Source organism: Mycolicibacterium sp. P4_G11, assembly GCF_056555145.1.
On sequence record NZ_JBFUJW010000010.1, the window covers coordinates 261,576 to 285,980 of the forward strand.

Below are 24,405 nucleotides of genomic sequence, written 5' to 3' on the forward strand. Positions count from 1 at the left end.
TGCAGACTGTACCGTAAATGAATGCAGACAATCTGGATTCTCGGTGCGACCGGCAAGGGCGGCCGTGCCATCGCTTCTGAACTGATCGGCGCCGCCGGCGCCGAAGTGGTTCTCGTCGGACGTGACCACGACCGGCTCGCCGCAGTTGCGGCATCGTTGGGCGGTCAGAGCCGGATCGTGGTGTCCGCCGGCCCGGCCGAGTTGACCAAGCTGATCGCAGCCGAAAAGCCGACCGTCGTGGTGAACACCATCGGCCCGTTCGGTGAGACCACGGCCCCGCTGGCCCGCGCGTGTCTGGCCGCCGGAAGCCACTACGTGGACCTCGCGAACGAGCTGCCACCGGTACAGGAATTGCTGGGCATGGATGCCGACGCGCGGCGGGCGGGCGTCACGCTGGTCACCGGCGCGGGATTCGGTGTGCTCGCGACCGAGGCGCTGGTCCTCGAGTTGGCCGACGGTCGGTCGGCGGCGGCCCGCGCGACGGTGGCGGCCATGCCGACGGTGGATGGCTTGGGTTCGGCGGTACTGGCCAGCGTGGTCGATGCGCTCGCCTATGGCGGCCGGCACTACCGCGACGGGCAGCTGCAGCGGACCCGGCTGGGCGCCGACCACGCCTGGATTCCCTTGCCCGACTTACCCGCAATTCAAGCCCTCGCGGTGCCCACCGGCGAGCTGGAAGCGGCGCGGCGCGCATCCGGCGCCGGCGACGTGCTGGCCTTCTCCAGCGAAGTGCCCAGCGGACGCGCCGTCCGCGCCGTCCTCCCCGTGGTGTCGGCGCTGCTGTCCGCACGCCCGGTCCATGCCGCGGTGCAGCGTCTGATCAGCCGGACCAAGATGACTCCCCCGGCCAAGTCCGGCGACGTCTCCTGGGCGTATGCCCGGCTCGAATGGCGCGACGGCACACGGGGTGAGGCGTGGCTGCGGACCGGCGAGGGCTACGGCTTCACTGCCAAAGTCGCCGCGTTGACTGCCATGCGGTTGAGCGAAGGGCAAGGCCGTCCGGGCGCGCTCACGCCGGGCGCGTTGTTCGGCGCCGACCTGGCTCGGGACGCGGGCGCGCAGATCATCGTCGCGGGTTCGGTGGCATCGTGAGCGACCACACCATGAGCCGGCGCCAGTTGCGGATCCCGGCACGCGGAGGCGAGGAGCTCGACGCCTGGGTGTACCTGCCCGACCGGTCCGGCCCGGTTCCCGTCGTGGTCATGGCGCACGGCATCGGCGGCATCAAGGCCGGCGGGCTGGCGCCGTTCGCAGAACGTTTCGCCGCCAGCGGTTTTGCCGCGGTCGTCTTCGACTATCGCCATTGGGGCGAATCGACCGGCGAGCCTAGGCAATTCCTTTCCATCCGGCGCCAGCTGGAGGACTACCGCACTGCCCTCGCGTGGGCTCGCAGCCAAGAGGAGTTCGACTCGACGCGAATGTTCGTGTGGGGCACGTCATTTGCGGGCATGCACATCGTCGAGCTCGCCGCGAGTGAGCCCGGACTGGCCGGCGCCATCGCGCAATGCCCATTGGTGGACGGGTTCGCCGGGCTGACCAAGATCCCGCCGCAACGCGCACTCCGCCTGACCGGATACGCCCTGGCCGACCTGGCCGGGTCTGTATTCGGCCGGCGCCCAAGGTATTTGCCGATCAGTGTTTCCCCCGGACAGCTCGGGGTGATCGCGACCGAAGACGCGTTGGTCGGCATGGACAGACTCGACCCAGGTGACGGTTCCTGGTCCAACGACATCACCGTGCGTTCGTTGCTCGACATATCGGTGCATCGCCCGGTGCGACGGGCCCGGCACGCGCAGTGCCCGCTGCTCATGGTTGTCGCCGAGCAGGACACCATGGCGCCGACCGGACCGGCGCTGACGGTGGCCACCACGGCGCCGCGGGGCGAGCTGTATCGCAGCCGCGGCGGACATTACGACGTCTACGCCGGCGGGCTCGATCACGAGAACGTGGTGCGCGTCGAAACGTCCTTCCTGCAACGGCACTCAACGATTCCCGATCGCTGAGTCGAACCACTTCGAACGGTGGGTGCCGAATCAGATGGTGCGTTTCAGGCCGACGTGGGCGGCGTGGTAGCCAAGGCGGTCATAGAACGCACGAGCCTGTTCGCGCGCTTCGTCCGTTGTCACCTGTGCCAACCGAGCCCCGTGTGCCCGGCCGTATTCGTGTGCCCACTGCACCAGGGCCGTACCCAAACCCTGTCGACGCTCGGCGGCGGTAACGCGCAATCCTTCTATCTGCAGTCGGGTCGAACCACCACGGGACAGCCCGGGAATCACGGTCAACTGGACCGTCGCGACGATCACATCGGAACCGTTGCGGACCACCCCGAGATAGTTGGAATGGTCACGGACCAGGACGTCATACGCCGCCTCGTAGTCTTCCAGGTCCGCGGTTTCGCGATCCTGACCGAATTGGTCGTCGGACAGCAGCGCGACGATCGACGCGACATCGTCACGGCCCGCCCGTTCCACGCGGAAACTGCGGTCACCCACATGCAGCAGTCCCCGAACCGACGTTCGTGCCTGCGCCTGCAGACGCGTCACCAAGAGGTCGAGCCACGCCCCGACGTTCGTTCGCGCTTCACGGGTGTCGGGGTAGCGACACCGCAGATGCAGGCCTGACTCGTCCAGGATGAACCAGAGCATGACTCCGTCGGTCTGGATGGCGGCGCTCACGTACTGAGCATCCAGCCCGACGTCGTCGATGCGGACCGGAAGCCGCCGCAGGTCCAGCCAGGAGATCGCGAACATGCCGGGCGACATCGGCATGCCGCCCCACGGCGACAGCACGTCCGCCAGCGGCCAGGACCCGAGCTGCACTGCTTCTTTGACGGCGTTGGCCGCGGCGAGTGGTTCGGCGACGGTCGACTCCAGTACCGAGTTGGTGATGAACCAACCCACCGAATCGTGCCAATTGGTATCGAAGCGACTGTGCACCGGGAAAACGGCGCGCAGCGGCGCGTCCGCCAGCTCCCGGGTCACGGAGGTCATCGCAGCCACGGCCAGCGCCAGCGTCGATACGCCGTCGTTGCGGGCCTGCACGGCGAACGCCGCACCAGCATCGACATCGAACACATCCCGGACCTCGACGCGCTCTGGACCCAGCTCGGGCTCGCCCAACGGCAGCGGAAATCGCGGCATCACCCCTCCGCTGTCGGCGATGATGCGTGCCCAGGTCTCTCGGACGTGGTCTGGCGCCGCGGGACGATCGAGCAGCGCCTGGGTGTGCTCGACAAACGCGGGTGCCTGCGGAAGCGACACAGTACGTCCGATTCGCGCGTCGGTGAGCAGCGCCAGCAGATCCCGCGCAATCACCAGCATCGACCACATGTCGACGTGGCTGTGGTCGGCGGCAATCACCACGGTCAACCCGGCCGCGGTTTCCAACAGACACAACCGATGTGAGGGCCGCTGATACGGCGAGCAGGCCGCATCCAGAACACCCTGCAGCGCATCGTTCACCGCCTGGCCGGCAGATATCTCGTGTTCGACCCATCCGCCGGGACTGACATCGATCTCATGCAGTTCCGGATCGCCGTTCGGACCCGCCGAGAATGCGGTCCGCAACGTGCCATGGCGGGCTACCACCGCCAGCCACGCGTCGGCCAGCGATTGCCGGCTCACCCGCGCCGGCAAACGAATGGACAACGCCATCCACGAACCGGGCCGGGCCCCGGCCGATACGTGAATCCGCTGATCAAAGGACACCGGAAGGCGCCGACCCAGTGCGGACGCCGTGACGTCATAGCCCCAGAGGCGACCGAACGGTAGTCGCAAGTGCGAGACGTTCGTGAGCCGCATGGCGGTACCCTAGCGCCCCGGTTAGCCTGAATGCTCAGTCGGCGGGTCGACTCCGCAGCGAGCCGATCGGTTACGGAAAGAGTTGCCTGATGCCTACTTTCGCAGTTCCCGGAGCCGAGCTTGCGGTCGAACTGAGCGACGAAGGTGGTCACCCCGTCGTCCAGTTACACGGACTCACCTCCAGCCGGGCACGCGATCGGGTGCTCAATCTCGACCTCGGCCGGGGGCTCAGCGGAACGCGGTTGCTGCGCTATGACGCACGCGGACACGGCAAGTCGACGGGTCGGAAGGTCCCCGAGGACTACCGATGGGAACAGCTCGCCGATGACTTGCTGCAGCTGCTCGACCGGTGGTTTCCCGGTGAACCAGTGCACGGAGTCGGCCCGTCGATGGGCACCGGCACGCTGTTGCACGCGGCTTCCCGCGAGCCTGAACGGTTCGCGGGTCTGACGCTGATGGTGCCGGCCACCGCGTGGGAGACTCGGCGTGCACAGGCCGCGACCTACGAGGTGGCGGCCACGCTCATCGAGACCGAGGGCGTCGGGGCATTCATTGCCGCTACCCGTGGCGCGACACGGCCGCCGGCCACCGTGGGTGCGCCCGAAACAGTGCCCGACGTCGCCGACGCCCTGCTGCCGTCGCTGTTTCGCGGTGCCGCGCTGAGCGACCTGCCGGCTCCTGAAGCCATCGCGCGAATCGATGTGCCGACGACCATCCTGGCTTGGATCGACGATCCGGCCCATCCGATCTCGACCGCGGAATCCCTTGCCGCCCTGATGCCGAGGTCGACACTGACGCTGGCTTACACCCCGGAGGATGTCGAGACCTGGCCCAAGATTCTGAGCCAGGATGTCGGCCGCCGGGGTTGACCTCTACTGAACGCCGCCTTTGACATCGACGTAACACTGCTGCCATGAGGCGTCCCTAGTGTGAAGCGGTCATTCATGTAGGGAGAGGAATTCCATTGAGCGGAAACGCCACCCGCTTGCGAGCGATCGCCGGCGTCCAGGCCTATGCGCCCCCGGCGTATACCTTCGACCCTGCTGAAGCGCCCGGTGAGATCTTTGGCACGAACGTATTCACCAAGGCCGAGATGCAGGCACGCCTGCCCAAGGCGATCTACAAATCGGTGGTGGCCACCATCGAGAAGGGTGCCAAGCTCGATCCGACGGTCGCCGATGCCGTCGCGGCCGCGATGAAGGACTGGGCGCTGGAGAAGGGCGCGACGCACTACGCGCATGTCTTCTATCCGATGACCGGCCTGACCGCCGAGAAGCACGACAGCTTCCTCGAACCGGTCTCTGACGGACAGGCGCTGGCCGAGTTCGCCGGTAAGACCCTGGTGCAGGGCGAGCCCGATGCATCGAGCTTTCCGTCCGGCGGCCTGCGGTCCACATTCGAGGCCCGCGGGTACACCGGCTGGGACGTAACCAGTCCGGCCTACATCCTGGAGAACCCGAACGGCAACACCCTGTGCATCCCAACGGTGTTCGTGTCGATGACCGGCGAGGCGCTGGACTACAAGACACCGCTGCTGCGCAGCCAGCAGGCCATGGGCATCCACGCAGAGCGCATCTTGACGCTGTTCGGCCACAAAGACCTGGAGAAGGTCGTCTCGTTCTGCGGTCCCGAGCAGGAGTACTTCCTGATCGACCGGCACTTCTTCCTCGCGCGGCCCGACCTGATCAACTCCGGTCGCACCCTCTTCGGAGCCAAACCGCCCAAGGGCCAAGAGTTCGACGACCACTACTTCGGCGCGATCCCCGACCGAGTGCTGGGATTCATGATGGACACGGAGCGGGAGCTGTTCAAGCTCGGCATCCCCGCCAAGACCCGCCACAATGAGGTCGCCCCCGGACAGTTCGAGGTGGCCCCGATGTTCGAGCGGGCCAATATCGCGTCCGATCACCAGCAGTTGCTGATGACCGTGTTCAAGACCATCGCCAAGAAGCACGGCATGGAATGCCTGTTCCATGAGAAGCCATTCGCCGGAGTGAACGGCTCGGGCAAGCACGTCAACTTCTCGGTCGGCAACGCCCAGTTGGGGTCGTTGTTGGTACCGGGCGACACGCCGCACGAGAACGCCCAGTTCCTGGTGTTCTGCGCGGCCGTCATCCGCGCCGTGCACAAATTCGCTGGGCTGCTTCGGGTTTCGGTCGCATCGGCGACAAATGATCACCGATTGGGTGCCAATGAGGCGCCGCCCGCGATCATCTCGATCTTCCTGGGCGATCAGCTCGCCGACGTCTTCGAGCAGATCGCCAAGGGTGCTGCGACATCGTCAAAAGGCAAGGGCAGCATGATCATCGGTGTCGATACCCTGCCGGTGCTGCCGACCGACCCCGGCGACCGCAACCGCACCAGCCCGTTCGCGTTCACCGGCAACCGATTTGAGTTCAGGGCGCCGGGCTCAGGTCAGACGGTGGCGGTGCCGATGATCGTCCTCAACACCATCATGGCCGACTCGCTGGACTACTGCGCGACCATCCTGGAGAAGGCGATCGCCGACGGTGAGGAGTTCGACACCGCGGTGCAAAAGCTGCTGACGGACATCGTCACCGAGCACGGTGCGGTGGTCTTCAACGGCGACGGTTACTCGGAGAACTGGCAAGCCGAGGCGGCCGCCCGCGGGCTACCGAATCTGAAGACCACGCTGGACGCCATTCCGGAACTGATCAAGCCCGAGGCAATCGCGGTCTTCGAGAAGTACGGCGTTTTCAACGAGCGGGAGTTGCACAGTCGGTACGAGGTACGTCTGGAGCAATATGCGCTGACGATCCGCGTCGAGGCCAAACTGGCGCTCGAGATCGGTTCCACCACCATTCTGCCGGCCGCCCTGCGCTACCAAACCGAACTCGCGCAGAACGTCGCAGCATTGACGGCGGCGGGTATGACACCGAGTTTGACGCTGCTGCAGTCGATCTCGGAGCCGATCAGTGCACTCAGTGACGCCTTGGCAACGTTGACGACGGCGCTGGCAGATCATTCGGCAGCGTCGGCCTATGACGAGGCCAAGCACGCTCAAGTGGCGCTGCTGCCCGCGATGGACGCAATCCGTATCGCGGCCGATGCGCTGGAGAGCGTCGTGGCCGACGACCTGTGGCCGTTGCCGACGTATCAGGAGATGCTCTACGTCCTCTAACTGACGTCCGACCGACCCGGTTTGCAGAACGTCAGCAAACCTTTGGCCACCAGCGCATACTCGACGCGAGATCGTTTCGGCGGCCACAGGGAAGCGGCGGTGAATCTTGCCATGACTGGTTCACAGCACGCCGATCAATGCGAGGTCTGCATTCTCGGCGCCGGTATCGCCGGCCTCAACGCGCTTGTCGTTGCTGCCCAGTATCTGGGCACCGCAGGCAACATCAAATGGACGCTGGGCAAGGAACGCGGTTACCTGGCAAGCAAGCCGGAAATCCTCGACCACTTGCAGCACTGCCTGGACGTCGTGTCCCGGCAGGTCGATGTCGACGAGCGCTTCGGCTGGTCCTATGTGTCGCACGAGGAGACCGACCGCGGGGTTCAGGTGACCTTGCAGGATCCGGCCGGACAGACGCGATTGGTCGAGGCCAAACGATTGATCAAGGCGTTCGGCTTCCAGGTCGAGCCGAACCCGCCACTGCCGGTCTCCAGCAAACGAGTCCGGTCGACCACACCCAACGACCTCGGCCAGGTCGTCGAATCCGATGCGCCGGTCTGGATTATCGGCGGAGGCAAAACCGGCCTCGACACCGCACACCTGCTCATCACGCGGTGCCCCGGACGCGAGGTGAACATGGTGGTCGGCCGCGGGTCGATCGCGCTGCGACGTGACGTCCTGCTGCCGGCAGGATTCCGTGGGCGCTGGTTTGGTGGCATGCCGTTCACCACCCTCGGCGCTCAACTCGCGAAGCGATACGACGGCACGAACGAAGACGAGTTGCTCCGCTGGTACTACTCGGCGCTCGGCACCGGCCCGACGGGCGAAAAATGCGACTTCGCCTATGGCTTCGGTGGGGTCACGTCCGACGCGGAGATGGCAGTCATCACGGGCGGCCTGCGCCGAGCCGACAACGAGCGTTTCGCTGACGCGGTCGACCGCAACGGTTCAGCAGAACTCGTGTTCCGCAGCGGGCGAACCGAGAAGGTGCCCGAAGGCACCTGGTTGGTCAACTGCACGGGACTGTTGCTGCGTAGTTCGCACGCGTACGAGCCTTTTGTGTCCCCGTCAGGCCGCACGCTGTCGATACAACAGCGGTCGACAGCCATCCCCCTCACGCTCCAAGCCGCCTACTTCCTGACCCACCTGATGTTCACCGGCGGATTGCACACCCTGCCGTTGTACGAGCTCGATGCCGAAGGTCTGCGCGACAAATTGGGACGGTCGCCGCTACCCGCAGGATTCCCCCTGACGCTCTACAACCTGAGTCTCGCATTCGACCATCTGCCGGCCAAGGTGTTCGCGGGTTTCGGCTCGGACCTGCTGCTCTGGTATCCGCTGCCCCGACGACTGGCCGCCATGCTGCGATTTCAGCGCACCCACCGTCGGGACCGGGAACACCATCGGGCCACGCTCGACACGATCCGCGAGCGGTACGACGTCCGCTGCGGGCCGCTGGAGCATCTCGCCGGCCGGGCATGAATCACGCTGTGCGCCCCTGTCGATTCAGACGCCCGTCACACCGTCGATACGTTCGCGGAGGACGTCGGCATGCCCGCAGTGGCGGGCGTACTCCGCGATCATGTGCGTGTAGATCCAGCGCAGGCTCACCTCGCTACCCATGAACGGGCTGACCTCATCGAGCCGACGAGCCGCGCAGTTGGCACGCGCATGGGCAATCTCGTCCTGCCAGATCCGAAATGCGATCTGATACGACGACTCCGCCGACAGCTCGAACCCGCCATCGTGGCCCGCGGGGTGATCCGTAGGCCCGAAAATCGGTGGTGCCTGCTCGCCGGCGAGCACCCGGCGAAACCAGTTCCGCTCCACCTCCGCGGCGTGCCGCATCAACCCCAGCAGCGTCAGCTCGGACGGCGGCGCTGACGCACTGCGCAACTGGTCGTCGTCGAGACCCTCGCATTTCAGTGCCAACGTCGCACGGTAGAAGTCCAGCCATCCTTCGAGTGTGGTGCGCTCGTCGGCGCTCATGGGCGGCATTGGCCGCTGCACGGAAGTCACGCTTCTCGATGGTGCCAGCTCACCCCGACATCCTGCAGATTGCCAACGACAATCCCTGGTCTGTCGAAATCCGGGGTCGCCGTTCGTGTAGAAGGTGAAAGGTGGCATCAGGCCGCCCCCTGATCAAGGAGTACCGGTGACCCACTACTTGCTTGCGATGCATCAGCCGGTCGGCGATCCGCCGCCGCCGGACGTGCTGGGACCGATCATGGATGCGTTGGACGCGGTCGAGGATGACATGCGGTCAGCCGGGGTGTGGGTGTTCTCCGGCGGTCTGCACGGGCCGGAGGCGTCAACCGTCGTGCGAGTTCATGATGGCGCGACAGTGACGACCGACGGTCCGTACGTCGAAGGCAAAGAGCACCTCGGCGGGTTCACCATCATCGACGTGCCGGACCTGGACGCCGCCCTCAGCTGGGCGCACAAGCAGGCAGAAGCCGTGCGACTCCTGCCCATCGAGGTACGCCCGTTCCGGGGCGACCTGAGGGGCTGATCGCGACCGTGCCCCAGCTGCCGCCCACCGAGATCGCCGATGTGTTCCGGCGCGAGTACGGACGGGCAGTGGCAGTTCTGGTCCGTCGCTTCGGTGACATCGACCTCGCCGAAGAGGCGGTCCAGGACGCCTTCACCAAGGCGCTGGACCGCTGGCCGCACACCGGGACCCCGCCGAGCCCTGCGGGCTGGATCATCACGACCGCCTCGAACTCGATCATTGACCGGTTCCGGCGAGAGTCGGTTCGCGATGAACGGCACGCCCAAGCGGCACTGCTCTATCCGGAGCCCGACGACGAAGTGATCGAAGGGGGTCCCGTGCACGACGACCGCCTGCGCTTGATCTTCATCTGCTGCCACCCGGCGCTGTCCTTGGAGGCCCGCGTTGCGCTGACATTGCGGTTGCTCGGGGGCCTGTCCACGGGCGAGATCGCTCGCGCGTTCCTGATCGCGGAATCGACTGTCGCCCAACGGCTCGTCCGCGCCAAGCGCAAGATCCGGGACGCGCACATCCCCTACCGCGTGCCACATGATGCCGACCTCCCCGAGCGCGTGCACGGCGTGCTTGCCGTGGTGTACCTGATCTTCAATGAGGGGCACACCGCAAGCTCCGGCGCGGATCTCGTGCGCGCGGATCTCACCGACGAAGCGCTACGTCTCGGCCGGCTGCTGGCGGAGTTGATGCCGGACGAACCTGAGGTCCTGGGCTTGCTCGCCCTGATGCTGCTGACGGACGCGCGACGATCTGCGCGGACAGATGCGAAGGGACATCTGGTCCTGCTGGCCGACCAGGACCGCAGCCGGTGGGACCGCGGTCTCATCGCCGAGGGGCAGGCGCTGGTCCGCACGTGCTTACGGCGAAATCAACCGGGGCCCTATCAAATCCAGGCGGCCATCAACGCCGTTCACAGCGTCGCGCCGGTCGCATCCGCCACCGACTGGCGCCAAATCCTGACGCTGTACGACCAGTTGATGGCCATCGCCCCGACTCCCGTCGTCGCGCTCAATCGTGCGGTGGCAGTGGCCGAGGTGCAGCACCCGCAGAAGGCCTTGGATCTGGTGGACGAGCTCGAGCTGCCGGACTATCACGTCTACTACGCGGTCCGTGCGTCGCTGCTGTCTCGCCTCGGTCGAACAGCCGAAGCGGCCGATGCCTATGACCGGGCCGCCGCCTTGGCGGCGAACCCCATCGAAGAGGCGTACCTGCGCGGCGCTCGTGATGCCGTGGACGGTTGAACGGATCTCGGCCGTCACCGCGGCATCGTGAGCATGTCGACGAGCTCGACCGGATGCGACAGCATCGCCATGTGACCGCCGGGCATGACCTCGGGCTCTATCCCGAGCCGGTCGGCAACCACACCCCGCATGAATCGCTCGGGAAAGAACCGGTCATCGCGGAACAGGATGAAACGCGTCGGCACATTCGGAAGGGCTTCTGCCGGCCATGGTTTCAGCGACGGGGTGTCCGATTGTGCGCGTTCGATCTCCGCGTCGATCACCGCGCGGTCGACTCCGTTGTAATACAACGCGACGGGATCATCGACGTCATATCCTCCGGCGGCAGCGGCTTCACGTTGTGCGCCAACGCATCCCGTGGCACTCCACCAATCGCCGGGGCACTCGCCCGGACGGGGAATCATCGCCGAGACATAGACCAGTTCCGCCGCATCGACCAGCGGGCAGGCAAGCGGTGCTGTGAAGCCTCCGAACGAATGCGCGACGACGACAGTCCGCTCGCCATCGTGGTGATGCTGAGCCGCGACCGCACGGGCGTAGGTGTTCAAGTCAGCCGCATCGTCGTCGCAGGGCAGGTCGATCGCAATCCCACGGTGCCCGCGAATCGACAACTCGCGCACGACAAATCGCCAGTACGCGCGATCGCAACCGCCACCCGGTACGAGCAGGAACGTCGTCATGGGCGCTGTCGTCACAGCCTTCCGACGACGAAAGTCGCGGCCTGATCAGCCATCCCGTTCGATCCGTACGTGATGTGGGCGAACGACGGCCCGCCTGCCGGTGCCCCGTTGCAGATGGTGTCGTCAGGTACGCACAGTTCGATCGTCTTGGCCACGTACGCGGGCCCGATAGCGATCGGTGGTGCGCCGATGTCCGCCATGAACTCCGTCGACGGCTTTCCGAAGAGGACAAGTGCCGCAACGTGGTTCGCGATCGAGGGCGGCATCGGCTTGGGTGCGTACCAGGCGTACTCCGCCAGATCCGCCGGGATCTCTTTCGGTACCGCGTTCGCGGTCGTGAACCCCGCCACGACCGCGCCCTGGGAGTATCCGCCGAGCACGATCCGGGTGTTCGGGCAGTTCGCCGCGGTGGCCTGGACGTGGTTGGCGGAATCTTTGACTCCGTCGACAACGCTCTGCACGAAGTCGAGGCGGTTCCCGAAATCGCTGCTGGCGGCATAGTTGACCGGATACACGGCGACCGACTTGTTCCCCGCCTGTGCCTGCAGGGCATCGACGAACGCCCGTCCGGCCATGCCGACACCCGGCGGTTCGCTGGTGCCGCGGGCGAACATCACCTCGACATCGGGACACGGCTCAGCGAACGCCGGCGGTGCCGGTGCACTCACAAAAGCGGAAGCGACGACCGTGGCGACCCCGGCGAGGCGGGGTAACCGCATGACTTGGAACAGCTTGATGACATCCATATCAGCTCCAGCGTCTTGCGCCAGCGAACTGCTACCGGCCTTTTCCATGCTGACACACAGCGGGTGGCGGCGATACCCGTCAGCCGCAGGAATCTGCCAAGAATCCGCCAAGGTCGGCACCCCACCATTGCTGTCAACGGTCGACGCAGGCCGAACCAGCGAGAGGGAGAGACACCATGATCACCACCAACATCAAGAAGGCCGCGGGGACGGCACTCCTGTCGGGCGGTCTGACCCTGATCGGCTTCGGACTGGCATCGGGCACGGCTCAGGCCTTCAACCCGCAGCCCGAACCCCCGACCAAGCCGAGTGTCTCGGTCCAGACACACACCACCTCGCCGAGCTCCATCGGTGGCGTCAATTCCACATCGCCCAAGGTGGCGACCGGCGGTGTCCGCGGCTGCGACGGTTCGGTGTAGCGCAGGACCAGCGGAGGTCAGGCGACGGTCAGCGTGTCCCCGGCCACCGTCACCGTCTTCGGGGCCAGTGGCTGATCTGCCGGACCCTCGACGACTGAGCCGTTGACGGCGCTGAACTTGCTTCCGTGACAAGGACAGTCGATGGTGCCGTCGGCGACCTTCGACACCGTGCACTGCTTGTGCGTGCAGATCGCGGTGAACGCCTTGAACTCACCCGCCTTCGGCTGAGTGACAACGACTTTGGCCTCCTTGAGGACCACGCCACCGCCGACTGGCACCTCACCCGTCTTCACCGAATTCGATGCCGCCGCAGTGGTTCCACCACCCGAGGACGGGCCGGCCGAGGTACCTGACTCCTTGCCACCGCACGCCGTAAGCACCACTCCCGCGCCGACGGCGCCGGCGCCGAGGAGAACTCCACGGCGGCTCGCCACGGCGGGACGTCGGTGCAGTCGGTCAGAGTTCTCGATCTCGGCCACGAGCCGCTACCGGTGGCCGCCGCCTCCGGCGTTGTATCCGGGCGACGCGACTTCGCCTTCAGTGAGCTCGAAGGGTGGCGTGAACAAGCTGGGATCGTCGAGCGACGATTCCGGCGCACTGAAGGGGCCTTGTGCCGCTTCCGGGGCCGCGGGGCCATCCGCTGGGGGCACGCAGGTGCCTTCGGACGCGACCAAGCCGTCCGAGCACGTGAGCTCGTCGGCATGCGCGATCGGCATGCTGATCAAGCCAGCCACCGCCGACGCGACGCCAAAGGTTGCCGCCCCCACTGACATGCGAGCCAAAAGCGACGTTGTTGCGCTCATTGCACACCCACTTTCCGGTGCTAGCTGGTCCGGTGAAAGTAGCACCATAGCGCCCGCGGTGATGGGTCGTTTCAGCACTTGAGTCAATTGCGTTTACATACTGTTTTCACGCCAGGCCGTAGGCGCTCTCCAAAGTGGCCAGTGCCTCACCGGTCTTGATGGCGAGCTTCTGCATGTGCGGCATCGAGTCGCGGCAGCCGGTGAAGCCGAAATTCAAAGTGCCCGAGTAGCTTTGGCACGTGATGTTCAGGCCGACACCATGGACGGGAATCGACACCGGGAACGTGGACACCAGCTCATTGCCTCGGAAGTACAGCGGGTAGTCCGGGCCGGGCACATTCGACAGGATGACGTTGTAGGACGCCGGGGCCACCTTCGGCGCGCCCACCGTGGCCGCACCTGTCTGCACGAGAAACGGTGCCATCAGTGCCGCGGTGTACGCGAGGATCGCGTTACTGGTCATGCCCGACAACTGATCTTTGGCGGCCTGGGTGGACGCGCTGATCGCTTCGATGCGCTCGCGGGCGTCGGCGATGTCGGTACCGAGCGTCGCGAGGATGGCGCCCACGGCATTGCCGCCGCCGGGATCGTCTTTCGGCCGAATGTTGACCGGCAGCATGGCAATCAGCGACTTCTCGGGCAGGGCATCGAGTCCCAGGAGATAGTCACGCAGTCCGCCGCCGCAGATGGCGAGCGCCACGTCATTGAGTGTTGCGCCGGCGGCATCGGCAACGGCGCGCAAGCGCGCGATGTCGTACTGCTGCGTGGCGAACCGGCGGCTTCGGCCGATCCGACCGTTGAAGATGGTGTGCGGCGCCTGGCCGGGCCCGACGAGCGGATTGCTCTTGCTGACCGCGGTCATAGCCAGCTTGGCAAACGCGGCAGGCAGATCGATGACAGTCGACAACTCCGAGGTGACGGACCGCAGTAGCCCGCCGAGGTCGGGGATGAGGCCGCTGTCCTTCTCGTCCTTCTTCCGTTCCCGCTTGGGCACCGGGTTCCGGAAGAACAACGGGGTGTCGGCATCGGCCGGGTCGGTCGACATCGACCGGATGAGCGTCTTCATCGCAGTGTAGCCGTCGACGAGCGAGTGGTGCATCTTCACGTACAACGCGACGTTGCCGTCGTCCAGGCCCTCGATGATGTGCAGTTCCCATGGTGGCCGGGTCAGGTCCAACTGGCGAGCGTGCAAGCGGGAGATCAGGATTCCCAACTCGCGCTGGTCACCCGGACGCGGCAACGCAGAGCGCCGAACGTGATACATGACGTCGAACTTGGTGTCCTCGACCCACCGCTGCAGCGGATTGAGCAGGAACCACGGCGTCTGCAGCTTCATGTTCCACGGGGGTTCGATCTCATTCGACCCGTAGATTTCGTCGCGCAGCTGATCCAGAATGTCGCCCGCGTCGCCCGATGTCGGGCGGAACTGCATCAGTCCCGCGACATGCATCATCGTCTCGGGCGATTCGGCCGCCAGGAACATCGAATCGAGCGGGGACAGTCGTTTGCCGGTCACTCCGGTCAACTTACTGACCGCATGCGACTTCGACCGCGAAACGGGCGAACATCGTCGCGCGTCTACTGATCTGCCGTCATCAACTCGGCGATCGCGGTCCGATCGGCCAGCGACGGTACGCCCCAACCTCTTTCGTACCCATAGACTTCGCGCAATGGGGTCTTCGACCCGACGCCCTCGAGTATGTCCAGGTCGTCGGTCGAGATCAGGCCCGGATGCTCGACACCACAGGCCTCCGATACCTTCAGCAGATCTCGGCGCAGTGTCATGAGGTAGTTCGCTGCTCGCTCCGACTTCAAGGTGGGGTCGAGTCCCCTTGCCAGCCAGGCATTTTGGGTGGCGATTCCCGTCGGGCAGGAATCGGTGTGGCATTTCTGGGACTGGATGCAGCCGATCGAGAGCATGATCTCCCGACCGACATTGACCATGTCGGCGCCGAGCGCAAAGGCGACAACGGCGTTGTCGGGCAACCCGAGCTTGCCCGATCCGATGAATGTCACGCGGTCACTGATCCCTGCCGCGGCAAAGCGTTTGTACACCTCGGAAAACCCGATCCGGAACGGGTAGGCCACCGATTCGCTGAAGATCAGCGGCGCGGCGCCGGTGCCGCCCTCGCCCCCGTCCACCGTGACGAAGTCGACCCCACGTTGACCGTCGGCCATGTGCTCCACCAGCTCGTCCCAGAAGTCCATGTTGCCGACCGCGGACTTGATGCCGACCGGCAATCCCGTTTCTGATGCAACGAATTCGACCCAGTCGAGCATGCTGTCGATGTCATGGAATTCGGTGTGCCGGGACGGACTCTTGCAATCGACACCCACCGGGATGCCACGGATGGTCGCGATCTCGGCGGTGACTTTCGCGCCCGGGAGCATGCCGCCGAGGCCCGGCTTTGCGCCCTGACTCAGCTTGATCTCGATGGCCTTGACCGGACCGGAGTGGACCACTTCTTTCAGCTTGTCGATGTCGAAACGACCATGCTCATCGCGGCACCCGAAGTAGGCGGTGCCGATCTGGAGGATCAGGTCGCCGCCGTTGCGGTGATAGGGCGACAGGCCTCCTTCGCCGGTGTTGTGCATCGAACCGGCAATGGCCGCGCCCTTGTTGATCGCCTCGATGGCCTTCGCCGACATCGAGCCGAAGCTCATCGCCGACACGTTCACCACTGATTGCGGCCGAAAGGCCTTGGCGCGACCACGTGGTCCGCCCAGGATCTTTGCCGACGGGACAGGGCTACCGGGCCGGTCTGACGAATGTGTGACCGCGGCGAACGTCCGGTGCTTGATGATCGGGTAGCCGGGTGTGTACTCCACATTGTTGTCAGTGCCGAAGCCGTAGTAGTTGTTCTGCATCTTCGACGACGCGTAGATCCAGCGCCGCTGGTTGCGGCTGAACGGGCGCTCCTCGTCGTTGCTCGTCACGATGTACTGGCGGAGCTCAGGGCCCATCTCCTCGAGCAGGTATCGAAGGTGCCCGAGCACCGGATAGTTGCGCAGGAGGGCGTGGGGCTTCTGGGTGAGGTCGTAGACAGCAAGCGCAGCCACACCGACGACGGGTGCTGCGGGCAGAATGCTCTTCCACTTCATCGGCATAGCTAATAACAGATACACCCCGTACCGGTGGAGAACTGGCAAACATCAGGGCAGTAATTCGTGAACTCCGATCCGGACGCCCGCCGATGGATTTCACCGCACCCACGGGGTCTCACCGTCGTGGACATTACGTGACACTGCGCGAGGCGAACCGCAGAGTTCGCCTCGCGGCTACCTGGTCGATGCCGGCTCATGACACAGTGCCCGCGTGACCGTCGAGTCGCCGAGCGGGCTGCAACGTGCCGTCGACCGATTCCACCGAGCCTGCGAACTGGTCGTCAGTCGCTTGCCCTTCGGCCTCAAATCGATTGTCGCTCCGACATTTCTGGGTTTCGCACTGATCAACGGCTGCACGTTCGCCGTTGATCTGCTGTTGCTCACCGGCCTGCGTGACGGGTTGGGCCTGCCGCTGGCGGTGGCGGTCACGGGGTCGTACGTGTGCGCGTTCGGACTCAGCTACGTCCTGAACCGGACCTTCAACTTCAGCTCGCACAGCGCGGTCGGCCCGCAGCTCGCCGTGTACGTCGTCGTGGTCGCGGTGAACTATCTGGCGTTCATCCTCGGTGTCTCGACGGGATTGTCGGCCCTGGGCGTCGAGTACCACGTCGCCCGGATCGTCGCCGGCAGCTGCGAGGCGGTCTACATGTACGCGGCGATGCGCTGGGTCGTGTTCCGGCACTGACCAGGGGCGCCACGTGCGGTGACCTGCGTCTCATGACAAGCGCAGATGCTGCAAGGGTGTTAATTTCGCCGAGTCAATGTTGTACGGAGGCAACAAACGGGGGTAGTCGGGGACGGCAGGGCATCTCATACGCGTCGGCGAGAATCTTCCGCTCAATGCCGCCATCACCGTCGCTGACTGATCAGCGAAATTCCCCAGTACGTCACCACGGCGACACCGTCGCTCCAGTGGTGCCGCGCTGCGCATATCTCAGAATCCCCTCCTCGCGTACAGATTGGACATTGCCCCGTGGCCGGTTGGAACCGCTGCAGTGCAACAGGTTTCGTCGTCGCGCTCTGCGCGGCGATCGGTGTGCATCCGTCGGCGGCCGCTTCGACCGAGAGCCCCGACGTCACCTTCTATCTGCAGGGCACCTGCCTGTGTGACGTCTCGCCTACCTCGCGCGAGGCACTCGGGCTGGCCGACGGATATCTGGATTCCGCCGGCACCATCCACGGCATCGGCTATCCCGCGGGATTGCTGTTCGCCGCGGATGCGGTCATCGGATCCACCAAGGTGAACGCCACCCTGTCCACGGTGCCAGACGACACTGCCGTCACCCTCGCCGGACTGAGCCAGGGCGCCATCGTGCTGAACTATGTGAAACTCGCTCGGTCGCTGCGACATTCGCTTGGCCAACGCGATGCGGACAACCTGCAATTCGTGACCTTCGGCGACCCGCAGAACACCACGGGCGGTATCACCACCAAGAATCGTGCGCTACAGCTGTTTGCGCCGAACACTCCATTGGCGACCTCCTACCCCACCACCGAGATCGTCCGCGAGTACGACGGCTTCTCCGACTGGCCCGACAAACCAACACGTTTGGCCGTCCTGAACGCGGTGATGGGTATCGGTTACGTGCACACCGACTACGGGTCGGCTGCCAATCCGATGACGCCAGGCACGCTCAAGACGGTCCGCACCAACGCCGCAGGCGGCACCACCACGCATTACGTCGTGCCCACGGCCCGGCTGCCACTCACGCGGCCGTTGCGTGACATCGGGCTGAACACCTCCCCCATCGACGCCTGGCTGCGACCGCAGATCGACCGCGCCTACGTCCAGCGCCCACAGCTCGCGCCCCGCGGTACCACGACTCCGCCGACGCGGCAGGCGCCGAATCGTCCCCAGGCAGCGATGAACACCTTGGCGGCAGCGGTGCTCGGCAAGCCGACCGCCAAGGCGGCGCACGGGCCGGAGGCCGGCACGCACGACGCCACATCTGGTGCCGCAGACAAACCATCTGACAGCACCAAGGACGCCAAGGAGAAGGCGTCGAAGCCCCGTCGGGACTTTGGATTTCGGAAATCTCGCCGCGGCGGGGAATCAAGGAGGTAGTTCTCATGTGGGTCAAGACCCAGACAGTGACGCTGTCCGTGCTGTGCTCGACTGCCGTCGTGGTGGCCAGTGCGGCACCGGTTCTGCCGACGACACACCCGACGTCGGTGGGCAGTGCCGAATACCGATACGCGCTCACGGCAGCGGCCTTCGATACCGCGTTCAATCCGATTCGGTATCTCGGCAACGTGGGAGGGGCGGCGCAGGCCGTTGCCTCCGACGTGATCTATTGGCAGACACCGGACTTCCCGCTGCTGGTACTGAGTGCGCAAGTCGACCCCAGCTCCGGCCAGTACGAGGCCGTGCAGAAGGTGACATCGACGACGACGCACCTGCAGAGCCTGGTCAGCTCAGTGACGGCGTTTCCCGGCGCCTCGTCGTCGCCCCAGGTGCAGCAGGTGGTCAGCGGGATCGGAGCGGCGGGTGCCGCTGCCGCGGGCGTGACGCAGACCGTGACCGCCACCCTTGCGCCCCACCTCGCTCCGTTGACCCCGGTGATCTACGTCGTCAGGGTGCTACGAGCGGCCGTCGGCGTGTACTACGCCGTCGCCACGCTGTCGACCACCGGGGTCGGCACGGTGCTCAGCGGGCAGAACCCATTGACTGCCGTCGCCAACGTCGTGTCATCGGTCCAGGGGTTGGCAAATGTCCTCGCCCATGCACCGCGACCAACCTCTTCGATTTCAGCCGGCTCCACCGCGGCACCGACGAGCGCCGCATCGACGACTGCGTCATCGCAGGTCGCCGCGAAGTCCACCACCGCCGGCGATGGCGACCAACCGGAATCGCGATCTGGCACTGGCAGTTCCGGCAAGCGGACTGCGAAAGCGGCCAAGTCCGAAGAGGCGCAAACAGAGTCGTCGACCGCAGATCGTAAATCGAAGGCCAAGAAGTCGGCGGACGACGACGCCGCGCCGAAATCGCCCGCCGCACCGGCCAAATCGAAGGCGTCCGCAGCCGACAAGTCGACGGACTCCCCCGACCCGCAGGCTGCTCCGGCGGCCGCAACGCCGAAGAAGTCCAAGCGCACACCGAAGAGCGCCGACCATGCCGGCAGCGACGACGCGTCGCCCAAGGCAGCCGCCCCCAAGACAGCCAAGGCCAAGGAGAAGGGCGACCACGAGAGTCGTAAACACTGACCGTCGATGGGCGTGCGCTAGAACAGACGTAGGCGACTGCACTACGAAGGGGGACGCCCGCGATGGCGAAGACGCACCACTACGAACTCGACGTGACGTGGACCGGCAATACCGGCACCGGAACCTCCGGTTACCGCGAGTACGACCGCGGGCACGACGTCAGCGCCGACGGCAAGCCCACCATCGCCGGTACCGCCGACCCCGCCTTCCGTGGCGATCCGCAACGCTGGAACCCTGAGGAGCTTCTCGTGGCCTCTTTGTCGCAGTGTCACATGCTGTGGGTCCTGGCCCTGTGTTCGCAGGAGGGCATCGTCGTCACCGGCTACACGGACCACCCGTCGGGCACGATGGCCCAAACCCCGGACGGTGGTGGGTATTTCACCGAGGTGGTGTTGCGGCCTGTCGTCGAGATCGCCGACGGCCGGCACCGCGACGCTCTCGCCGACGTCCACGAGCGGGCCCATCACCTGTGTTTCATCGCCAATTCCGTCAACTTCGACGTCCGGTGCGAAGCGCAGGTGACCGTCGCCGAATCGGGGTAAGCCGCGGTGTCCCCGTGGGAAGATGCCGCATGGCCATCAAGATCGATGCACTCGATTCGGCGCTGCTGTCGGCGCTGGCGACCGACCCGCGCACCCCGATCCTTGAGCTGGCGTCGCGGCTGAAGGTCGCCCGCAACACCGTGCAAGCGCGGATGAAGCGGCTCGAGGAGTCGGGTCTGGTCCGTGGCTATCCGCCGAACATCAATCTGTCCGAGCTCGGCTTCGCCGTGCACGCTCTGGTCTTCGTCGAGACGGATCAGACCAAGATGGACGCGATCATCGAGGCGTTGCGGGATGTGCCGCATGTGTTGGAGGTCCACGCGACGACCGGGCGGGCGGATCTGCTGGTCCGGATCGCGGCGCAGACGCAGGAGGAACTGCTCAGCGTGATCCAACGGGTGCACCGGATCGACGGGGTCAAGCACTCCGAGACGATGCTGGCGATGGCGACTCCGGTCGAATACCGATCACTCCCCCTTGTGCAGCACGTGACGCAACGTCGAACAAAATGATGCGTGCGTCACAGTGCGCCACGTCACAATTGAGCAGTTTGATCAACATTTCCGCCCACTGTTGACGCAGAACGCATACAGGAGCAGATTTCGCTGCACCGATTGCATTTAGTTCTCGCTTTGCAGCTCACGATCTGAGTTGTGACAAGTGTGGAGGTTGTCAGTGACCAGCGTTCTGTCCCGATCCGAACTCACCGCGGTGGAACCCGCCGCGCCCTACGACCTCGACGACCGCTACCGCTCCGGCGCCGGCCCCGTCCTGCTCACCGGAGTGCAGGCGATCGCCCGGATGATGGTCGAGCAGCATGTCCGTGACCTCCGCGCCGGCCGCCGCGTCGCGACCTTCGTTTCCGGCTACCAGGGCAGCCCCCTCGGCGGTGTCGACAAGATGCTGCTGGGCATGCCGAGTGTGCTGACCGAGCACGACGTCGTCTTCACCCCCGGCTTCAACGAGGAACTCGCCGCCACCGCGGTCTGGGGCAGCCAGACCGATCTCCCCGCCGGAAAAGCGACCCACGACGGCGTCATCGGCGTCTGGTACGGCAAGGGGCCAGGCGTCGACCGCGCGACCGACGCACTGCGTCACGCGAACATGTACGGCGTCAACCCCCGCGGCGGCGTGCTGCTGCTGGTCGGCGACGACCCGGCGTCCAAGTCGTCGACCGTCCCCGCCGTCAGCGAGCGATCCCTCGCGGCCCTCGGCATCCCCGTTCTGTTCCCGCGCAACGCCGAAGAGATCATCACCATGGGCATGCAGGGTGTCGCGTTGTCGCGGGCCTCGGGCTGCGTCGTGGCGATGAAGATCGTCGCCGACGTCGCTGACGGCGCCTGGACCGTCGACGCCGACGTGGCCGATCTCGCGATCACCGCACCCGAAATCCTCTGGGACGGAAAGCCGTTCACCTATCGCCAGCGTCCGATGGCCGCACCCGCCGACAGCCTGCTCGCCGAGGCCGACCTCTACGGCCCGCGCTGGGCGACCGTCCGAGCCTTCGGTGACGTCAACGCCCTCGACGTACTCGAGGTGGACCCGGTCCGCGCGAAGGTCGGCATCGCGGCCACCGGCACCACCTTCGACGCCGTCCGTCAGGCACTGCTCGACCTCGGTATCGACGACGCGGCACTGCACCGTGCGGGAATCCGCTTGCTGCGCATCGGAATGCCGTATCCGGTGGGCCAGCAGTCGGTCACGGAGTTCGCCCGCGGCCTCGAGCAGGTGATCGTTGTCGAGGACAAGACAGCGTTCATTGAAACCCAGGTCCGCGAAATCCTTTACGGCACAGCCGATGCCCCGCAGATCATCGGCAAGCACGACGCCGCCGGGGCACCACTGTTCCCGCTCGGTGGCGAGCTGACCGCCGCCCGCGTGCTCGCCCCGCTGCGTCGGGTACTGCGTGATCACGTCGAGCTGAAGCGCACGCCGCCGCCCGCCCTGTCGCTGGAAGTGTTGTCCGCCAAGCGAACCGCGTACTTCTGCAGCGGCTGCCCGCACAACCGCTCCACCGCGATCCCCGAGGGCTCGATCGGCGGCGGTGGCATCGGCTGCCACACCCTGGTCACCATGTCGGGCCGCAGCGACAGCGCCGTGGTCGGCCTGACCCAGATGGGCGGCGAGGGCAGCCAGTGGATCGGGCAGGCCCCGTTCACCGATGTGCCGCACCTGTTCCAGAACGTCGGCGACGGCACCTTCTTCCACTCCGGACAGCTCGCGGTGCAGGCCTGCATCGCCGCCGGCGTCAACATCACCTACAAGCTGCTCTACAACGAAGTCGTCGCCATGACCGGCGCCCAGGACGTAGAAGGCGGGCTCGGCGTCGCGGGGCTCACCCACAAGCTGACCACCGAAGGCGTCAAGCAGATCATCATCTGCGCCGATGAACCCAAGCGGCACAACAAGAAAGCACTCGCCAAGGGCACGCTGCTGTGGCACCGCGACCGGCTCGACGAAGCACAGAAGGTGCTGCGCGAGATCCCGGGCGTCACCGTCCTCATCTACGACCAGCACTGCGCTGCCGACGCGCGCCGTCAGCGCAAGCGCGGCACGCTACCCACCCGCAACACGCGCGTGGTGATCAACGAGGCCGTGTGCGAAGGCTGCGGTGACTGCGGCACCAAATCGAACTGCCTGTCGGTGCAGCCGGTCGACACCGAGTTCGGACGCAAGACTCGCATCGACCAGACGTCGTGCAACACCGACTACACGTGCCTCGATGGCGACTGCCCGTCGTTCGTGACGGTCGAGCTGACCCCAGAGAAGAAGGATCGCAAGACATCCCGGCGTACGGCGGCAGAGCCGCCGCGGGTCACGGATCCGGGTCTCGGCGCCCCCACCGGCACCCAGAACGTCCTGCTGGCCGGTATCGGTGGCACCGGGATCGTCACGGTCAACCAGGTCCTGGCCACCGCCGCTCTGCGCGCGGGCTACCAGGTGGAGAGCCTCGACCAGATCGGCCTGAGCCAGAAGGCGGGACCGGTGGTGTCGCACCTGCGGTTCTCGACCACCGCTCTGGAGCCGTCCAACCGGCTCACCTCCGGCAGCGCCGATTGCATCATCGCGATCGACCTGCTGACCGCGACCGACAACCGGAACCTGGCCTACGGCAGTGCCGAACGCACCATTGCCGTCGCCTCGACGAGCCAGACTCCGACCGGTGACATGGTGTACGACAAGTCCGTCGCGTATCCGCAGACCCAGTCACTGCTGGAGCGGCTCACGGTGACCACGCGAACGCTGACCCACTTCGACGCACTCGCCGCTGCCGAGGCCTTGTTCGGCAACACGGCTGCGGCCAACTTCCTCGTCGTCGGCGCCGCCTTCCAGAGCGGCGGCCTGCGACTGCCCGAGGCCAGCATCGAAGAGGCCATCGGCATCAATGGTGTCGCGGTCGCCGCGAACGTCGCCGCCTTCCGCTGGGGCCGTGTCGCGGTCGCCGATCCGGCAGCGTTCGCCGGCGCGGTCGACGCAGCACGGCCGAAGGCGGTGCCGGCGGTCACGAGCCCGGAACTGTTGGCCAGCACCACCTTCGACGGCGAGGTTCGCCGGCTGGTCGAGCTGCGGGCCGGCGAGCTGGTGCGCTACCAGAACGCGAAAGTTGCCCGGCGCTACGTCGACACGGTCCAGGCCGTCTGGCAGTCGGAGCGCACCATCACCGAGAACACCGCGTTCAGCGAGGCCGTCGCGCGCGGGCTGCACAAGTTCACCGCCTACAAGGACGAGTACGAGGTCGCGCGGCTGTTGGTCGACCCGGCCTTCCTCGCCGACGTACAGGCGCAGGTGCCCGGCGGCGAAAACCTCACCTATCGGCTGCATCCGCCCGCCCTGCGGGCGATGGGCCGCGCGAAGAAGGTCGGTTTCGGGCCGAAATCGCATGGGGCACTGAAGCTGCTCGCCAAGGCCAAGGTGTTGCGCGGCACCAAGCTCGATCCGTTCGGCTACGCCCACGTCAGGAAAGTGGAGCGGCAGTTGCTGTCTCACTACACTGCGATGGTGCTCCGGCTCGCCGCCGAGCTGACCACCGCCAACTACGCGACGGCCGTCGAAGCCGCCGGGTTGCCCGACATCGTGCGGGGCTATGAGGACGTCAAGCTCGGCAACGTCGAGCTGTACTGGGCGCGCCTGCAGGACCTCGGCATCACGGCCTGAGCGCCCACCTCTCCATATCTGTCCTGCCGCCGAACATGCGGCAGTGTCACCCCATGCCGCCAAAC

At 65.9% G+C, this 24,405-nt stretch carries 22 protein-coding genes; 14 read left to right on the plus strand and 8 right to left on the minus strand.

Translation table 11 applies throughout. The features are described 5' to 3' along the window. Window positions 1–21 precede the first annotated feature (21 nt). A complete protein-coding gene (locus AC1U2B_RS22380) occupies window positions 22–1,092 on the plus strand; it encodes a saccharopine dehydrogenase NADP-binding domain-containing protein (protein ID WP_480218515.1) in 1,071 nt (356 codons plus the stop codon). After that, window positions 1,089–2,003 carry an alpha/beta hydrolase gene (locus AC1U2B_RS22385; RefSeq protein WP_480218516.1) on the plus strand — a complete coding sequence of 305 codons (915 nt, stop codon included), beginning with the start codon at window positions 1,089–1,091 and terminating at the stop codon, window positions 2,001–2,003. The genes AC1U2B_RS22380 and AC1U2B_RS22385 overlap by 4 nt, the downstream gene beginning before the upstream one ends. A 30-nt stretch (window positions 2,004–2,033) precedes the next feature. Here the strand turns inward: AC1U2B_RS22385 and AC1U2B_RS22390 are convergent, their stop codons facing one another. Then, window positions 2,034–3,800: a GNAT family N-acetyltransferase gene (locus tag AC1U2B_RS22390; RefSeq protein ID WP_480218517.1), complete on the minus strand. Its 1,767-nt coding sequence runs from the start codon at window positions 3,798–3,800 to the stop codon at window positions 2,034–2,036. Window positions 3,801–3,889: 89 nt separating this feature from the next. On the opposite strand from AC1U2B_RS22390, the gene AC1U2B_RS22395 reads away from it, so the two are divergent. The 3 genes from AC1U2B_RS22395 to AC1U2B_RS22405 all read left to right on the plus strand — a co-directional run bounded on the left by AC1U2B_RS22395 (window position 3,890) and on the right by AC1U2B_RS22405 (window position 8,421). After that, entirely contained in the window at window positions 3,890–4,669 is a 780-nt protein-coding gene (locus AC1U2B_RS22395) for an alpha/beta fold hydrolase (RefSeq protein WP_480218518.1), read from the plus strand. Window positions 4,670–4,764: 95 nt separating this feature from the next. Further along, window positions 4,765–6,942 (plus strand): glutamine synthetase III family protein, encoded by a 2,178-nt coding sequence (locus tag AC1U2B_RS22400; protein ID WP_480218519.1) that lies wholly within the window; start codon window positions 4,765–4,767, stop codon window positions 6,940–6,942. 111 nt (window positions 6,943–7,053) lie between these two features. Further along, window positions 7,054–8,421 carry an FAD-dependent oxidoreductase gene (locus tag AC1U2B_RS22405; RefSeq protein ID WP_480218520.1) on the plus strand — a complete coding sequence of 456 codons (1,368 nt, stop codon included), beginning with the start codon at window positions 7,054–7,056 and terminating at the stop codon, window positions 8,419–8,421. Window positions 8,422–8,445: 24 nt separating this feature from the next. Here the strand turns inward: AC1U2B_RS22405 and AC1U2B_RS22410 are convergent, their stop codons facing one another. Next, on the minus strand, window positions 8,446–8,928 hold the full coding sequence (locus AC1U2B_RS22410; protein ID WP_260939740.1) for a DinB family protein: 483 nt from the start codon (window positions 8,926–8,928) through the stop codon (window positions 8,446–8,448). A gap of 166 nt (window positions 8,929–9,094) precedes the next feature. On the opposite strand from AC1U2B_RS22410, the gene AC1U2B_RS22415 reads away from it, so the two are divergent. Together AC1U2B_RS22415 and AC1U2B_RS22420 are read left to right on the plus strand one after the other, a co-directional pair. After that, on the plus strand, window positions 9,095–9,451 hold the full coding sequence (locus AC1U2B_RS22415; RefSeq protein ID WP_480218521.1) for a YciI family protein: 357 nt from the start codon (window positions 9,095–9,097) through the stop codon (window positions 9,449–9,451). Between the two features lie 17 nt (window positions 9,452–9,468). Next, window positions 9,469–10,686, plus strand: coding sequence for an RNA polymerase sigma factor (locus AC1U2B_RS22420; protein WP_480218602.1), 1,218 nt, complete (start codon window positions 9,469–9,471; stop codon window positions 10,684–10,686). A 14-nt stretch (window positions 10,687–10,700) separates the two neighbouring features. Here the strand turns inward: AC1U2B_RS22420 and AC1U2B_RS22425 are convergent, their stop codons facing one another. Continuing rightward, the gene (locus AC1U2B_RS22425; protein WP_480218522.1) at window positions 10,701–11,366 is read right to left on the minus strand and encodes an alpha/beta fold hydrolase; all 666 of its coding nucleotides are present in this window, start codon (window positions 11,364–11,366) and stop codon (window positions 10,701–10,703) included. Window positions 11,367–11,377: 11 nt separating this feature from the next. Beyond that, window positions 11,378–12,112, minus strand: a complete 735-nt coding sequence (locus AC1U2B_RS22430; protein WP_480218523.1) for a cutinase family protein — start codon at window positions 12,110–12,112, stop codon at window positions 11,378–11,380. Between the two features lie 176 nt (window positions 12,113–12,288). Here AC1U2B_RS22430 and AC1U2B_RS22435 point away from each other — a divergent pair, with 176 nt between their 5' ends. After that, on the plus strand, window positions 12,289–12,531 hold the full coding sequence (locus AC1U2B_RS22435; RefSeq protein ID WP_260938597.1) for a hypothetical protein: 243 nt from the start codon (window positions 12,289–12,291) through the stop codon (window positions 12,529–12,531). 17 nt (window positions 12,532–12,548) lie between these two features. Here the strand turns inward: AC1U2B_RS22435 and AC1U2B_RS22440 are convergent, their stop codons facing one another. The 4 genes from AC1U2B_RS22440 to AC1U2B_RS22455 all read right to left on the minus strand — a co-directional run bounded on the left by AC1U2B_RS22440 (window position 12,549) and on the right by AC1U2B_RS22455 (window position 16,436). Beyond that, complete coding sequence (locus AC1U2B_RS22440) at window positions 12,549–13,010, minus strand: Rieske (2Fe-2S) protein (RefSeq protein ID WP_480218524.1); 462 nt, start codon at window positions 13,008–13,010, stop codon at window positions 12,549–12,551. A 6-nt stretch (window positions 13,011–13,016) separates the two neighbouring features. Next, the gene (locus AC1U2B_RS22445) at window positions 13,017–13,334 is read right to left on the minus strand and encodes a hypothetical protein (protein WP_131630786.1); all 318 of its coding nucleotides are present in this window, start codon (window positions 13,332–13,334) and stop codon (window positions 13,017–13,019) included. 106 nt (window positions 13,335–13,440) lie between these two features. After that, window positions 13,441–14,850: a WS/DGAT/MGAT family O-acyltransferase gene (locus tag AC1U2B_RS22450; protein ID WP_480218525.1), complete on the minus strand. Its 1,410-nt coding sequence runs from the start codon at window positions 14,848–14,850 to the stop codon at window positions 13,441–13,443. A 62-nt stretch (window positions 14,851–14,912) separates the two neighbouring features. Further along, window positions 14,913–16,436, minus strand: coding sequence for an FMN-binding glutamate synthase family protein (locus AC1U2B_RS22455; protein WP_480218526.1), 1,524 nt, complete (start codon window positions 16,434–16,436; stop codon window positions 14,913–14,915). A gap of 214 nt (window positions 16,437–16,650) precedes the next feature. On the opposite strand from AC1U2B_RS22455, the gene AC1U2B_RS22460 reads away from it, so the two are divergent. The 6 genes from AC1U2B_RS22460 (at window position 16,651) to AC1U2B_RS22485 (ending at window position 24,340) form a co-directional block, all read left to right on the plus strand. Next, complete coding sequence (locus tag AC1U2B_RS22460) at window positions 16,651–17,124, plus strand: GtrA family protein (RefSeq protein ID WP_043397819.1); 474 nt, start codon at window positions 16,651–16,653, stop codon at window positions 17,122–17,124. Window positions 17,125–17,412: 288 nt separating this feature from the next. Further along, complete coding sequence (locus AC1U2B_RS22465; RefSeq protein WP_480218527.1) at window positions 17,413–18,504, plus strand: PE-PPE domain-containing protein; 1,092 nt, start codon at window positions 17,413–17,415, stop codon at window positions 18,502–18,504. A gap of 5 nt (window positions 18,505–18,509) precedes the next feature. Beyond that, window positions 18,510–19,643 carry a hypothetical protein gene (locus AC1U2B_RS22470; protein WP_480218528.1) on the plus strand — a complete coding sequence of 378 codons (1,134 nt, stop codon included), beginning with the start codon at window positions 18,510–18,512 and terminating at the stop codon, window positions 19,641–19,643. A 62-nt stretch (window positions 19,644–19,705) separates the two neighbouring features. Then, entirely contained in the window at window positions 19,706–20,185 is a 480-nt protein-coding gene (locus AC1U2B_RS22475; protein ID WP_480218529.1) for an OsmC family protein, read from the plus strand. A 29-nt stretch (window positions 20,186–20,214) separates the two neighbouring features. Further along, a complete protein-coding gene (locus tag AC1U2B_RS22480; protein ID WP_133760669.1) occupies window positions 20,215–20,697 on the plus strand; it encodes an Lrp/AsnC family transcriptional regulator in 483 nt (160 codons plus the stop codon). A 163-nt stretch (window positions 20,698–20,860) separates the two neighbouring features. Continuing rightward, entirely contained in the window at window positions 20,861–24,340 is a 3,480-nt protein-coding gene (locus tag AC1U2B_RS22485; protein WP_480218530.1) for an indolepyruvate ferredoxin oxidoreductase family protein, read from the plus strand. Window positions 24,341–24,405: the final 65 nt, after the last annotated feature.